The 14,194-nt window shown below is 46.9% G+C and carries 9 protein-coding genes; 2 read left to right on the top strand and 7 right to left on the bottom strand.

Annotation, left to right across the window (positions count from 1 at the left end; translation table 11 throughout):
* Positions 1-8: 8 nt before the first annotated feature.
* Both B5D42_RS11220 and B5D42_RS11225 read right to left on the bottom strand, forming a co-directional pair.
* Positions 9-2,633 carry a valine--tRNA ligase gene (locus tag B5D42_RS11220; RefSeq protein WP_078831606.1) on the bottom strand — a complete coding sequence of 875 codons (2,625 nt, stop codon included), beginning with the start codon at positions 2,631-2,633 and terminating at the stop codon, positions 9-11.
* A gap of 112 nt (positions 2,634-2,745) precedes the next feature.
* Positions 2,746-2,982 carry a hypothetical protein gene (locus B5D42_RS11225; RefSeq protein ID WP_139367118.1) on the bottom strand — a complete coding sequence of 79 codons (237 nt, stop codon included), beginning with the start codon at positions 2,980-2,982 and terminating at the stop codon, positions 2,746-2,748.
* A 443-nt stretch (positions 2,983-3,425) separates the two neighbouring features.
* On the opposite strand from B5D42_RS11225, the gene B5D42_RS18260 reads away from it, so the two are divergent.
* Positions 3,426-4,739: an exonuclease domain-containing protein gene (locus tag B5D42_RS18260; RefSeq protein WP_078831608.1), complete on the top strand. Its 1,314-nt coding sequence runs from the start codon at positions 3,426-3,428 to the stop codon at positions 4,737-4,739.
* 116 nt (positions 4,740-4,855) lie between these two features.
* Entirely contained in the window at positions 4,856-7,111 is a 2,256-nt protein-coding gene (locus B5D42_RS11235; protein ID WP_078831609.1) for a Tex family protein, read from the top strand.
* A 66-nt stretch (positions 7,112-7,177) separates the two neighbouring features.
* On the opposite strand, the gene B5D42_RS11240 is transcribed toward B5D42_RS11235, so the two are convergent.
* From B5D42_RS11240 to B5D42_RS11260, 5 genes are read right to left on the bottom strand one after another with little or no spacing between them, the layout of a single operon-like run.
* Complete coding sequence (locus tag B5D42_RS11240; RefSeq protein WP_078831610.1) at positions 7,178-8,899, bottom strand: DUF885 family protein; 1,722 nt, start codon at positions 8,897-8,899, stop codon at positions 7,178-7,180.
* Between the two features lie 38 nt (positions 8,900-8,937).
* Entirely contained in the window at positions 8,938-9,591 is a 654-nt protein-coding gene (locus tag B5D42_RS11245; protein WP_078831611.1) for a VanZ family protein, read from the bottom strand.
* 50 nt (positions 9,592-9,641) lie between these two features.
* Positions 9,642-11,081, bottom strand: a complete 1,440-nt coding sequence (locus B5D42_RS11250) for a TolC family protein (RefSeq protein ID WP_078831612.1) — start codon at positions 11,079-11,081, stop codon at positions 9,642-9,644.
* A gap of 29 nt (positions 11,082-11,110) precedes the next feature.
* Complete coding sequence (locus B5D42_RS11255; RefSeq protein WP_078831613.1) at positions 11,111-11,776, bottom strand: ABC transporter ATP-binding protein; 666 nt, start codon at positions 11,774-11,776, stop codon at positions 11,111-11,113.
* A 9-nt stretch (positions 11,777-11,785) separates the two neighbouring features.
* Positions 11,786-14,185 (bottom strand): ABC transporter permease, encoded by a 2,400-nt coding sequence (locus B5D42_RS11260; RefSeq protein ID WP_078831614.1) that lies wholly within the window; start codon positions 14,183-14,185, stop codon positions 11,786-11,788.
* Positions 14,186-14,194 lie beyond the last annotated feature (9 nt).

The raw sequence follows: 14,194 nt of genomic DNA on the forward strand, positions 1-14,194 counted from the left end.
CAGAACTGTTACAGGTTCTCCAGGCTCTGCCTGATCGTGAGAATCCTTGCCTCGGCGTCTGCTTCTTTTTTTCTTTCCAGCGCAATGATTTCGGGTTTTGCATTCTGCACAAAGCGTTCGTTGCTCAGTTTCTTCTGCACACTCACCAGGAATTGTTCCTGGTAGGCGAGGTCTTTCAGCAGGTTCGCTTTCAGGGCTTCTGCATCTACCTGTTGCTCACTTTCAATGAAGAATTTGTCTTTTTCAACTGCTACCACAATGCTGCCCGGAACAGTATCATTTTGTGTGTACTGTATTGAGCCGGCATTTACCTGCTTGGCCAGGATATGTTCTATCGGCTGGTAACTGGCTGTATCGGCCGTACGGATCTGCAGGTTGATGCTGTCTTTGGGTTTGATCTGATTTTTGTTCCTTGCATCGCGCAATGCGGAAATTACCTGTTTAAGCAATTCCCCTGCATCGAGTACATGCTGATCGGATGTACTGTTTTCTTTTTGCTGTTTTACACAAAGATCATCTTTATGTTCCCTGAGCAGGTGGTAGATCTCTTCTGTAATGAATGGCATGAAGGGATGCAGCAGTTCGGTCAGTTCTTCAAAATAGACCAGTGTCTGCTGGTAAACAGCTGCATTGATCGGCTGTTCAAAACCAGGTTTGATCCACTCAAGGTACCAGCTGCAGAAATCGTCCCAGATCAGTGAGTACAATGTTTTCAGGGCTTCGCTCAGGCGGAATTGCTCAAGCAGTGTATTTACTTCGGCCCTTACCTGACTCAGTCTGTTTCCAAACCAGTTCACGGCAAAATTGCTGTCTGCAACTGCATCACCGGATTGTCTTCCTTCCCACATTTTCACCAGCTTCAACGCATTCCAGAGTTTGTTGTTGAAGTTACGGCCCTGTTCGAGCGAAGCTTCATCGAACAGGATATCATTACCCGCCGGAGAAGCGATCATGATCCCGAACCTTACGGCATCTGCCCCATATTTATCGATCAGCCCGAGCAGGTCCGGTGAGTTCCCGAGGCTTTTGCTCATTTTTCTGCCCTGTTTGTCACGTACAATTCCCGTGAAATAAACATCGCTGAATGGTTTTTCACCCATGTATTCATAACCTGCCATGATCATCCTGGCTACCCAGAAGAAGATGATCTCGGGAGCAGTTACCAGGGTACTGGTAGGATAATAATATTTCACTTCGGCATTACCGGGAGCCGACATGCCCTTGAATACTTCAAAAGGCCATAACCAGCTGGAGAACCAGGTGTCCAGGCAATCTTCATCCTGCCTGAGATCCTCAGCTGTAAGTGCCGGTTGTGTTTGCTGTAATTCGGCCAGCGCTTCTTCCTTAGATGCAGCTACCGCATAGGAACCATCCGGAGCGTAATAAGCCGGGATGCGGTGTCCCCACCATAACTGGCGGCTGATACACCAGTCCTTGATATTCTCCATCCAGTGCCTGTACAGGTTTTTGAACTTGGCCGGATGGAAATTGATATCGTTCTGCATTACTGCATCGAGTGCAGGGCCGGAGATTTTTTTCATGCTTACCCACCACTGCAGGCTCAATCTCGGCTCTACCATAGCGTCGGTACGTTCACTGTAACCGACCTGGTTATTATAATCTTCAATTTTTACAAGACTTCCTGCTTTCTCCAGTTCGGGTACGATCAGTTTACGTACTTCGAGCCTGTCGATGCCAATGAACATACCGGCGGCTTCACTCATGGTGCCGTCGTCGTTCATGGTGTCGATCACTTCCAGGTTGTATTTTTCGCCCAGCTGGTAATCGTTCATATCATGTGCCGGCGTTACTTTGAGGGCACCTGTTCCGAAATCCATGGCTACATAATCGTCTGCAATGATCGGGATACGCCTGTTGGCCAGCGGTACGATGGCGTACTGGCCCTGGAGATGTTTGTATCGCTCATCGGCAGGGTTTACACAGATCGCGCTGTCGCCGAGAATGGTTTCGGGGCGTACGGTGGCAATGGTAATATATTCTTCAGGTCCATCGGGTCTGTCGATCCGGTAGCGTACATGGTAAAGTTTACTTTGCGCATCCTTATAAATAACTTCTTCATCGCTCAGCGCCGTTTTGGCTTTCACATCCCAGTTGATCATGCGTTTGCCCCGGTAGATATAGCCTTTGCTGTAGAGGTCTGTAAATACTTTGATCACCGATGCGGAATAATCCGGGTCCATGGTAAAGGAAGTCCGGTCCCAGTCGAGACTGCAGCCCAGTTTCCGCAGCTGCTGTAAAATGATACCGCCGTATTTTTCTTTCCATTCCCAGGCATAGGAGAGGAATTCATCCCGGCTGAGCGAGGATTTGCTGATGCCTCTTTCGCGCAGCATCTGCACTACTTTGGCCTCTGTGGCAATGGAAGCGTGGTCAGTTCCCGGAACCCAGCAGGCGTTTTTACCCTGCATGCGCGCGCGGCGGATCAGGATATCCTGAATGGTATTATTCAGACAGTGACCCATATGCAGTACGCCTGTGACGTTCGGCGGCGGGATCACAATTGAATAGGCTTCCCTTTCATCGGGTTCGCTTTTGAAATAACCTTTTTCCAGCCAATGTTCGTACCACCTGGCTTCTGTTTCGTTCGGGATAAAATTCTTACTCAGTTCCATTGATTAAAATTCATGATGCTAACGGTCTGCAAAAGTAAGGAAAGCGGGGGAGCCATTCACGAAAAAGGTCGTGCGGGAGGCACGACCTTTTTTCTATCTTATGGTATATGCGCTACCAAATGCGCATATCTTCATTCCATTCGAGTATGGAAACCTGGAAAGGCGTTGTTCCCGTGGCTTCTCCGGAAGCAGCAACTGCTGTTTTCAGAATATTTTTTTCAACTGGCATGCTCACATATTTGCTGCATACCGTTTTCAGGCTGGCACAGGCGCCTTTTATTTCTCCGCCGTTCATATTAGTGCAGCCAAGGCAGACACTGAGAAAGCATACAAAAGAAATAAGTTTCATAGCAGGTTTTTTTCTGAGATCAAAGTTATCCCGGCCGGAGTAAGCCGAGCGTTAATCATTGTTAATTATAATTAACGTCTGTTTATATTAAATGTTACAGCCGCGGGATTAATTAATTAGTAACCGGAAAGCTTTTTTTCTTACACCTGCCTGAAATTAAAGTGACCGGCTTCAGGAAATCAGTGACTGCTGCGCCATTCGAAATAGGAAAGAGCCAGTACGGTTATCGCTATCAGTACAATAATGGCAATATTGGCCGGATGCAGGCTCTGCCTGGTAGGTTGATCTGTATTTTCCATCGCAATCGTTTTATGAATGAGGGGATGTTTTCAGGGAAATGGAAAACTTAATAAGTTAAAACCTCACAGATAGCCGGCTCCTGGCGTAATTTTGCCTTCCTTTTTGTAAAATATGGAATAATTCCCGAATTTACAATACCCGTCATGAAGTTCGCCATCGTAGATATTGAGACCACAGGAGGATTCCCGGAACAGCACGGCCTGACCGAGATCGCTATAGTATTGCATGATGGGAACACGATCGAAGGGAAATACGAAACCCTGATCAATCCGCACCAGCCGATACCGCCTTTTATCGCCAACATGACCGGCATCAGCAATGCCATGGTAGCTGCTGCACCGGATTTTGCGGACGTGGCTTTTAATATTCATAACCTGCTGAAAGACAGGGTGTTTGTAGCGCATAACGTCAATTTTGATTATTCCTTTGTGAAGTATCATTTGCAGCAGGCCGGTTTTACACTGCAAACGCCTAAACTGTGTACCATCCGCCTGAGCCGGAAAGTATTCCCGGGATTCCGTAAGTATGGTCTGGGCAATCTCTGCCGCGAACTCGGGATCCGTATCGAGAACCGCCACCGTGCAGGTGGTGATGCGCTGGCTACCACTGAAGTGCTCGACCTGGTACTCAGGAATAACGGGCTGCGGCTGATCTCTGAAATGCTGAAGAAGGAAAACCATGGCCAGGTACTGCCGGCCAATCTTCCCGAACAGCATATCAAATCATTGCCCCAGGAGCCTGGTGTTTATTATTTCCACGATGCAAAAGGGAAAGTGATCTATGTAGGTAAAGCACGCAACCTGAAAAAAAGGGTGATCAGTCATTTTACAGGCATGGACGCCAGTAAGAAACGCCAGGAGCTGATGCGTTCGGTATACGCTGTAACGCATACAGTCTGTCCTACGGAATTCATCGCCTCCCTTTTCGAAAGTGTGGAGATCAAACGGCTCTGGCCGCTGCACAATAAAAGCCAGAAACGGTTTGAGCAGCTCTGGGGTATTTATATTTTCGAGGATAGTATCGGTTATCAGCGGCTGGCCATCGACAAGAAGAAAAAGCACCTCGAACCGGTGATGGCATTCGGCATGCTGGCCGACGCTCACCGGATGCTGTGGAAACTGGTAAAAGAATTCAACCTGCACCCTGTGCTCTGTTTCCTGGATAAAACGGCTGCTACGGACCTGCCGCTGCCTGAAACCTATAATGCATCCGTACGGGAAGCGGTTTCCTGGCTGCATGCTACGAGAGAAACCTTCCTTATCAGGGAGAAACAAAGCTGCGTGCTGGTGGAAGATGGTGTTTTTTATGGCATGGGTACCCTTGATACGGATATCCCTCATACAGAACTGGAAACACTGAAAGCCTGTCTTACACGTTATCCCGAGAACGAAGTAATGCGTTCCATGATCCGGAATTATAAAGACCGGTACCCGGCGAAGATCACACGGATCGCCTGAGGCAATTCCAGGTTAAATTATACAGATTTCTTCCCTTTCAGCCGATTTTTTCTTTTCCCGCGGAGCGCCTACATTCGCAACCCTTAAACAATATCTTATTTCCAACAGGATACATTATGATTGAATTTGCAGCATTGATCTCGTCGAAACTGAATTTACGTACCACGCAGGCAGAAGCGGTACTGGCATTGTTTGCGGAAGGAGCTACCATTCCCTTCATTGCACGTTACCGGAAAGATAAGACGGGTGGCCTGGACGAAGTACAGATACAACAGATACAGGATGAAGCGAAATTCCTGAAGGAATTCACGGAACGCAAAACCTTTGTTGAAAAAGCGATCACCGAACAGGGTAAGATGACCGACCTGATCCAGGGGAAACTGAACAATGCAACTACCCTTGCAGAACTGGAAGATATTTACCTGCCCTATAAGCCCAAACGTAAAACCAAGGCACAGACGGCACGTGAGAACGGCCTCGGGCCACTGGCAAATCTAATGCTGGCGCAGGCTGATAATGATGTTGCAGCAGAAGCAGCGGCATATATTAATGAGAATGTGAAAACGGCAGATGAAGCTTTGCAGGGCGCACGCGATATCATTGCCGAAACCGTGAATGAAGATGCGCAGGTGCGTTCCAAATTGCGTAAGTTATTTGAAGATACCGCGGTGATGCAGAGTAAAGTGCTTGCAGATAAAGAGACAGAAGGCATCAAATACAAAGACTATTTCGATTTTTCGGAACCGATCCATAAAATACCATCGCACCGTACGCTGGCTATACTGCGTGGTTTCCTGGAAGGTTTCCTGCGTATGTCCATCGCACCGTCGGAAGAAGAAACACTCGCTATGCTGGAACGCGATTTTGTAAAAGGAATGAGCCCCTGGAGCGAGCATGTGAAAAAAGCGGTTAAAGACGCATACAGACGATTATTGCAACCCAGCCTTGAAAGTGAATTCCGCAGTGCACTGAAACAGAAAGCGGATGAAGAAGCGATCCACGTTTTTGCCGAAAACCTTCGCCAGCTATTACTGGGATCACCCCTGGGCAGCAAACGTATCCTGGCGATTGACCCGGGCTACCGTACCGGGTGCAAAGTGGTTTGTCTCGACGAAAAAGGAGAATTAAAGAAAACGGATCTCATTTTTGTGCATGAGAATAACCGCATGGAAGAGAGTGCACAGAAGATCCGCCGCCTCGTAAAAGAATACGATATCGAAGCTTTTGCCATCGGCGACGGAACTGCCGGCAGGGAAACGGAGCAGTTCATTAAAAAACTGGAACTGCAGCTGCCGGTTTTCCTCGTGAATGAAGATGGCGCTTCTGTTTATTCTGCTTCTGAAACCGCACGCGAAGAATTTCCCGACCAGGATGTAACGGTGCGAGGGTCGGTTAGTATCGGCCGCAGGCTGATGGATCCCCTTGCAGAACTCGTAAAGATCGATCCGAAAAGTATTGGTGTTGGTCAATACCAGCATGATGTGAACCAGTTCCGTTTAAAAGAAAAACTCGATCAGACGGTTGTAAGTTGTGTGAATGTGGTTGGCGTTAACCTGAACACTGCCAGCAAACACCTGCTTAGCTATGTGAGCGGTATCGGTGCATCACTTGCGGAAAACATTGTAAAACACAGGAATGAGATCGGACGTTTTTCAGACAGGTCTCAGCTGCTGAAAGTTCCCCGCCTTGGGGGTAAGGCATTTGAGCAATGTGCAGGTTTTCTGCGCATCAAAGATGGCGATAACCCACTCGATTCAAGCGCCGTACACCCTGAAGCATACCCGCTTGTACGCAGCATGGCTGCTGATCTTTCGGTAGACGTAAGCTCGCTGATCGGTAATGAGAACCTGCTGAAGAATATCAATCCCGCTAAATATGTATCGGAACAATTCGGGGAACTGACGGTAAAAGACATCATCAGCGAATTGAAAAAGCCAGGCCTGGATCCGCGTAATGAACTGGAACAGTTTGAATTTGCCAATATCTATAAGATCGAAGATGTGCATCCCGGAATGGAACTGCCCGGGGTGGTTACCAACCTTACCCGCTTCGGTGCATTCATCGATATCGGTGTGAAACAGGATGGGCTCGTGCATGTAAGCGAGATCGCACATCAATACATCACCGATCCTTCCGAAGCCCTCAAACTCGGGCAGAAGGTAAATGTAAAAGTGCTCGAAGTAGATATCGCACGTAAACGTATCGCTCTCTCCATCAAACAAACCATACCGGCACCGGCGCGGCAGCAAAAGGGTGGTGGCGGACCAAGAAACGGACAGGGGAACGGAAAGCCCGCCAGGAAAGAAGAAGACCTCAGCAGCATGAATGTGAATGATGCGCTGAATATCCTTAAGAAAAAATTTGGTAAATAATTTACAAACAAAAAGCCGCGGTACTTAACAACCGCGGCTTTTGTTTATGTTCTACTGATGATCTTATCATTTGTCGTAAAACCGCCAGGAAGTAACAAAATCTCTCTTCAGCGGCTTTTTCAATAAGGTTGCCCTGACCATTTCAACAGGCATGCTGCTTTCCCTGAGTATGGCGTCGTTAAATGTTTTGAGACTCATCTTGCCGCCGTCTACCAGTTCTTTTTTAAGTGCATAGAACTGGAAAGCGCCTGTCATGTAAGCAAGCTGGTACAATGGTCCGTAATTGCCTGTAAAAGACCGGCGAACTTCGCCTTCTGCATTGGCACGTTCATGGCCTACACGATCCACAAGAAAGTTGATGCATTGTTGCGGTGTCCATTTACCGAGATGATAATTAAGTGAAAAAATGATCCTTGCACAACGGTGCATTCTCCAGAACAGCATGCCGATGCGGTCTTCCGGCGATCTCGGGAATTTTGCATCCCATAAAAGAAACTCCCAGTACAAGGCCCAGCCTTCTGTCCAGAACGGCGTGTTGAAATTGCGGTAAGATTTATAACGGTTATTCATGAAGCCCTGTAAATGATGCCCGGCGATCAGCTCGTGATGCACGGTTGCCCTTGAGAAATGCGGGTTATTGCCACGCATACTCATCATGCGCGTTGCCGAATCCATGCCGGTAACAGGGTAAGCGATCTGTAATACTTCCCCTCCGAGGAAGAACGGGCTTACCAGTTGCTGGTTGGCCGACATCATGATCATACGCCAGGTTTCTTCGGCCAGCGGCGGTATGGTAACCATGTCGTTCTTTTTGATGAAGTCGACCGACTGGTGATAAAGCCCCATGATCATTTCGGGTTGTTTTCCTTCGGGAACATAGGTGTTCTTTACTTTTTCCAGCGCAGCTTTCCAGTCGTTGCCAAAGCCCATTTCTTTTGAGGCTTTCAGCATTTCTGCATCGCACCATGCAAACTCTTTGTTGGCGATATCAACGAGTTCTTCCGGCGAATAAGGGATCATTTCATACTGCAGTTGCCGGATCAGTTCCTCACGACCGATAGGGTTGCCGATAATACCACTGCCGTCATCTTTTTGTGAAGCGGGTTTTGTGCCTTTGTTACGCAGTTGCAGTGCATAAACGGTGAAAGCGCTGTCGAGAGATTTGTAAGGAGCGGGGATCCATTTCGAAAAAGCAGGATCATAACCGTTGTAGAACTGGTAAACACTTCTCAATGCGTTCTGCAATCCTCTTACAGTTGCTTCGGCCCTGATTGCGAGCGGCATTTCCATTTCCTGTGCTGTGGTCAGTGCTGCGGATTGCGTGTTCAATTCTTTCAGCATTGCATTCATTCTGCCTGCGATCTGCTCACTGGGGAGATAAGTGCCACGGCGTCTCTGCTTTTCCCATTCATAAATATTATCGGCGAATGAAACATAGGGATAGATCTGTTTGTATTCTTTCTCTTCCTTGTCGAGCAGCCGGAGTTCATTTTCGAGCTGGCGTTTAAACAGGATATAATCAACCTGCGCATCGGTCTTCAGCTGGTCGAAATTGAGTGCGGCCAGTTGCTGCAGGTTGCTTTTATAAAAGCTGATGAAACGGTTCCTTCTTTCCGGGGAATTCAGGATGGTATAAAACCGGCCGAGACTTCCCCTGTCTGCATCATACTGGGCAATATAGGGTTGAATGGCGCTGGTCTGGTAGTAAATGTCTTTGCTTTTATCCTGTGACCGGCTTTGACTGGTAAGCAGGCATAATAAAAGAAGCAGGCATAGGTTGGTTCGCATGGCAGTTGTTGTTTGCCATGAAAATACTTAAAAAAGCATTAAGCTCCTGCCAATACCGGACGGTGACTGAAACGATTGAACAGACCGGTTTTAAAAAGCAGGAACCCGGCAATGGCTCCCGACGTGTTCAGCAGTACATCGTCAATATCCGTAGCCCTGTGGTCTGTAAGTACCTGTAATAATTCTATTGAAACTGAAAAAAGAAATGCTGTGGCAATTGTTTTGAAAAAATTGTTGAAAGCCGGGTACAGCACAGGCAGAAAAATGCCCAATGGCAGCAGCATGATGAAATTGCCTACGATCTGCTCATTCCATAGATCCCGGTAATCATGGAATATGCGGAACAGGGTTGTATTCATGCCCTGTGAATGATGCATGCGGTCATCAAGGTGATGTTTCCAGTAAGAGAAGGAGAAGCGTTTCAGCGGCACGAGAAAAAGCGTAAGCTTCAGTACCATGAACAGGTAACAGTAATAGCCAGACCTTGCAAAGGTCTTTAACAGGTCTGAAGTGATATGACGGCGTGCATCGAAGAGAACAAAAAGAAGCAGTGGCAGCAGGTTTGCCATATATGTACCAGTCCTTTTAATACCCCGTAGCCCGGCAAGTTCCGGGTGGCTGCTTCTGATGAAGCCGGCAGTCAGGAGCAGTACGGGCAATAGCAGGATGGCATACAGACCACTTTTCTTCATTCAGGGAAGATAAGAAAAACGGCATGCTTGCATGCCGTTCCGTTTTTAAATTACCATAAAGGTTTACCCTGGTAAAAATCCAGGATCTTTACCCTGAGCAGGTAATCATATTTTGCGCTGATAAAATTCGAATTGGATTTGTCTACATTGTTTTTTGCAACCAGGTAATCTACAGATGTGCTGACACCTTCATTGAAACGAACTTCTGCAGCCTTGAAGGATTCTGTGAAATCCTGCACCTGTTTCGATAAGGTATTGTAACGCTCAAATGCCGTATTCATGTTGATATAAGCCTGGTCTACCGACTGGCGCAACTGTGTTTTAACGGTCTGCGTTTCAAAGTTGGTTCGCTTCTCGGCGATCTCTGCCTGCCTTACGCGGCTTTTGGCCTGGAGTCCGTTGAGAATCGGAACCTGGATGCCGATGCTGAAGGAGGTGTTGAAATTGTTGCGCCACTGATCGCCGTAAGAGATCTTTTGTGTATTGTAAACATTCTGCGGTTCAAATACCGGCAGTTTGGTATTGTTCGACATCACATAACGATTCGTACTTACGTCTGACGTACTTACAAGCAGTTGCCTGTATGCTACACTTGAATAGTTCGTGCCCAGGAAACCATTAAAGCTCAATACCGGAAGTTTTTGTCCTTTTGTGCTCAGTACTCTTTTCTGCGCGCTTTTTACACGCAGGTCTGCAGCTTTTACAAGTGCCAGCTGTGTGGTAGCTGCATCATAGATCACATCAGGAGTGCCGTCGTATAAAGAAGGATTTACCTGTGAGCCGATGCTTTCAAAAGTTGCATCCTTTGAATAATTGACATTCATCAGCTGCGCAAGTGTAAGCTTTGCATTTTCAAGGTTATTCCTGACCGAGATCAGGTTGAGCTCATCGCTGCCGAGCAGGCCTTTCATATCATAATAGGTTGCGGGCGCGATAGCTCCGTTCTTATTCAGTACTTCAAGACGATCGGCCTGGTTCTTTGTAACTTCAACCTGTTTGCGTGCGATCTCAAGTTGTTCCTGGTTGTTAAGTACCTGCAGATAGGCGAGGATCACATTGATAGTAATATTATCTTTTGCCTGCTGCCAGTCGAGTTCGCTTGCTTTTGCGTTGAATTCATTCTGTCTGATATTGTTCCGGATGGAAGAGCCATTCCATAATGTGATACTGGTGTTGATATTGTAATTGGCAAAATTGATCTGTTGATCGGCATAGGTATTCGTATACGGATCGATGCTGCGCCCCTGGTTGATACCATGCGAAACATTACCCGAAATAAAAGGCAGTCTGCTGCCTTTGGCCTGCTGGTAGGAAACCTGGTCTGCCTGTGCCTGGTAAGCTGCCTGCCGCACCTGGAGGTTATTTTTGATAGCAGTTTCAATACATTGCTGCAGGGTAACCTGACCGCTGAGCCGCTCCGTGGATTGTGCAAAGGAAAAGCCTGTTGCGCAAAGAAGAAATCCTGTTATTAATGCTTTCACTTTTGTCATGTTCTTTTGATTGGTATACGCTGCGGTATTTATTTTTCTATTCTTCCGTCGAGGAGGTGAATGATCCGCTGACCATATTCCGCATTTTTTTCTGAATGGGTAACCTGTATAATGGTAGTTCCGCTTTCCTGGTTCAGCTGGCGGAACAGTTCCATAATCTCTTCACCCTGTTTGGAGTTAAGATTGCCGGTCGGTTCATCGGCCAGCAATAATTTTGGTTTGGCGATCAGTGCCCTGGCTACCCCTACAAGCTGCTGTTGCCCGCCGGAAAGCTGCGAAGGGAAGAGATCTTTCTTGCCTACGATATTGAACCTGTCGAGCATATCTGCAACAATTGCCTGCCGTTCCGATGATTTGATGTTCTGGTATAATAAAGGTGTTTCGATATTTTCATACACCGTCAGCTCGTCTATAAGATGATAAGCCTGGAAAACAAAGCCGATGTTCTCTTTGTAAAGTTGGGAACGTTGTTTTTCCTTCATCTTATATACATCGTTGCCGAGGAAATGATAGCTTCCTTCAGAAGGCTCATCCAGCATGCCGATGATATTGAGCAGGGTAGACTTGCCCGAACCGGAAGGCCCCATCACGGATACAAATTCGCCTTCGTTGATGGTAAGGTTGATGTCTTTGAGCAGGAATGTCCGGTTGTTACCGGCATTAACCCATTTGAATATTTTTTCTAATTGTATCATGTTCTGTTTTTATTCGGTTCTTAAATTTTTAACAGGATTGGCCAGTGCTGCTTTTACTGCCTGAAGACTGATCGTTGCCAATGCAATAAGCAGAGCCAGTGCCGCGGCCAGTGCAAATATCCATATACCGATGTTGATCCTGTATGCAAAATTATTCAACCAGCTGTTCATCATCATTAATGCCAGCGGGATGGCGATCAGTATAGACAAGGTTACCAGCAGTATGAATTCCCTCGATAATAAGGTGACAATATTGAAAACGCTTGCGCCCAGCACTTTCCTAATCCCGATCTCTCTTGTTTTTCTTTCCGCAGTGAATGCTGTAAGCCCAAACAGACCCAGTGCGGAAATGAAGAGTGCGATGCCGCAGAAGATCAGTACAAGTGTGGAGATCCTGTTGTCTGTGGCATATACGCTGTTAAACATTTCATCCAGGAACCAGTATTCGAACGGGAATTTCGACAGGTTCGCTTTCCAGATCTTTTCAATGGCGGCCAAAGCTTTTGCATTCTGCCCCGGCTGAACCTGTATGAACAACTGGAAACGCCATGGGTCATTGTACATTACAAGCGGACTGATCTTGTCGTGCATGCTCTTAAAATGGAAGTCTTTGATCACGCCGGAGATAATGCCCGTGTCTTTTCCAACCACAAAGCGCTGACCCAGTGCAGGTTTCCTGATATTCAGTTCTTTTACTGCCGTTTCGTTGAGCAGGAACTTCTTTACAGAGCTGAGATCTTCGGTATACCATTCACCTTCTGCAAGCTGTATGTTGAACATCTTCCTGAAATTGGTATCTGCCGAAAAACGGGTAATCGAAGGTTTAAAATCTTCAGGCCTGCCGTCCCAGTCGAACCCGCCGGATGAGAGGCTGAGGTTATTGACCATATTATCCTGCGCAACAGATACTTCAGCAATGGAGCTTTCTGCCTTCAATTGCTGCACGATGCTGTTCATGCCGCTTTTTTGCTTTTCTGCAGCTTCATATCCCCCGAAAGCTTTCCATGGAACGATCACGTTTACGATCTGCGATTTATTGTAACCGCTGTTCGACCGTTGTATGTACTGCATCTGGTTAAAAATAACGATCGTGCCGATGATAAGGCCTACTGCAATTGAAAACTGTACTACCACCAGTGTTTTCCTGAAATAAGCATCTCTTATCCTGAGTAAGCCGATTCCCCGGAATACGTGTAATGGGTTGAAAGAGGAGAGCAGCAGGGCCGGGTAAATGCCATTCAGGACGGTTGTTGCCAGGATAGCAAGGCCGATGAGCTTCCACAATAAAATATCGTTCAGGGCAAGAATGAAATGATTGTCGGTAATCTTGTTGAACATAGGGAGCGATAACCTGAGCAGAACCAGTGTAAGTACTACCGATAACAGGCTCATCAGGAAAGATTCGGTAATGAATTGCAGGAACAGTTCTTTTCTGCCGGCACCAACGATCTTCCTGATGCTTACTTCCTTGGCACGGAGGCTGGCCCTTGCCGTTGTAAGATTCACGTAATTGATGCAGGCCATCAGCAGTAAAAGTATTCCGAGTAATGAAAAGACGTGAATGGTATTTTCATTGATATGTCTTGTGGCCGAACTTTGCAGCCCTGTCTCAAAGTGCATATCGGGCAATGCGGTAAGGCTTGATTTGATATCTGATTCCAGTTTGCTTTTCCTGATCAGTGCGGTCAGCTTTGCTTCTGTCTGTTTGCTTTTTGCAGTCGGGCGCAGTTTTACAAATGTGAGGTAATTGAAATTACCCCAGTCATTTTCGTCATTACGGGTGTCTTTGTCTGCCAGCCTGGCTTCAATGGGTATGAATATATCGAACTGGAAACTGGAGTTGGTCGGGTTGTCTGCTACTACGGCCTGAACGGTGTAGCTCATTGTATCTGAAAGCAGACTTTTGCCTACCGCATCACTATTGCCGAATAGTTTTTTGGCACGGGATTCTGTAAGAATGATATTGTTTGGATGCCTGTTAAATGAAGCCAGGCTTCCCGACAATACTTTATAACTGAACATGCTGAACCAGTTGCTGTCTACATATGCTCCGCCATGCTCCTTCATCAGGGTTCCGTTCCGGTTAATGATCAGCGGATTCCATGCGGCGCTGTAAAGTCTTGCTGTGTTTTCGATTTCAGGGATTTCTCTCTTGGCGGCATCTGCATAGATCAGCGGTGAGTTTTCCCATACCCAGGTATCACCGCTGCTGACTGTAAGATGATTGGTGATCCTGTAAATCCTGTCGGCATCGGCGTGGTAGCGGTCATAACTCTTTTCATTCTGAACCCAGAACAGGATCAGGATGGCAGCGGTCATACCGATGGATAATCCGACGATATTGATAATAGTTGTTTTTTTCTGTTTCAGTATCGTACGCAATGATGTTTTGATATCCGTTTTTATCATGATGCTGGA

It is taken from the genome of Sediminibacterium ginsengisoli, from assembly GCF_900167075.1.
Taxonomy (GTDB): Bacteria; Bacteroidota; Bacteroidia; order Chitinophagales; family Chitinophagaceae; genus Sediminibacterium; species Sediminibacterium ginsengisoli.

Excerpts from the sequence above, each read along its gene's own strand:
- B5D42_RS11220 (WP_078831606.1), bottom strand. The coding sequence starts at position 2,633 with ATGGAACTGAGTAAGAATTTTATCCCGAACGAAACAGAAGCCAGGTGG.
- B5D42_RS11225 (WP_139367118.1), bottom strand. The coding sequence starts at position 2,982 with ATGAAACTTATTTCTTTTGTATGCTTTCTCAGTGTCTGCCTTGGCTGC.
- B5D42_RS18260 (WP_078831608.1), top strand. The coding sequence starts at position 3,426 with ATGAAGTTCGCCATCGTAGATATTGAGACCACAGGAGGATTCCCGGAA.
- B5D42_RS11235 (WP_078831609.1), top strand. The coding sequence starts at position 4,856 with ATGATTGAATTTGCAGCATTGATCTCGTCGAAACTGAATTTACGTACC.
- B5D42_RS11240 (WP_078831610.1), bottom strand. The coding sequence starts at position 8,899 with ATGCGAACCAACCTATGCCTGCTTCTTTTATTATGCCTGCTTACCAGT.
- B5D42_RS11245 (WP_078831611.1), bottom strand. The coding sequence starts at position 9,591 with ATGAAGAAAAGTGGTCTGTATGCCATCCTGCTATTGCCCGTACTGCTC.
- B5D42_RS11250 (WP_078831612.1), bottom strand. The coding sequence starts at position 11,081 with ATGACAAAAGTGAAAGCATTAATAACAGGATTTCTTCTTTGCGCAACA.
- B5D42_RS11255 (WP_078831613.1), bottom strand. The coding sequence starts at position 11,776 with ATGATACAATTAGAAAAAATATTCAAATGGGTTAATGCCGGTAACAAC.
- B5D42_RS11260 (WP_078831614.1), bottom strand. The coding sequence starts at position 14,185 with ATGATAAAAACGGATATCAAAACATCATTGCGTACGATACTGAAACAG.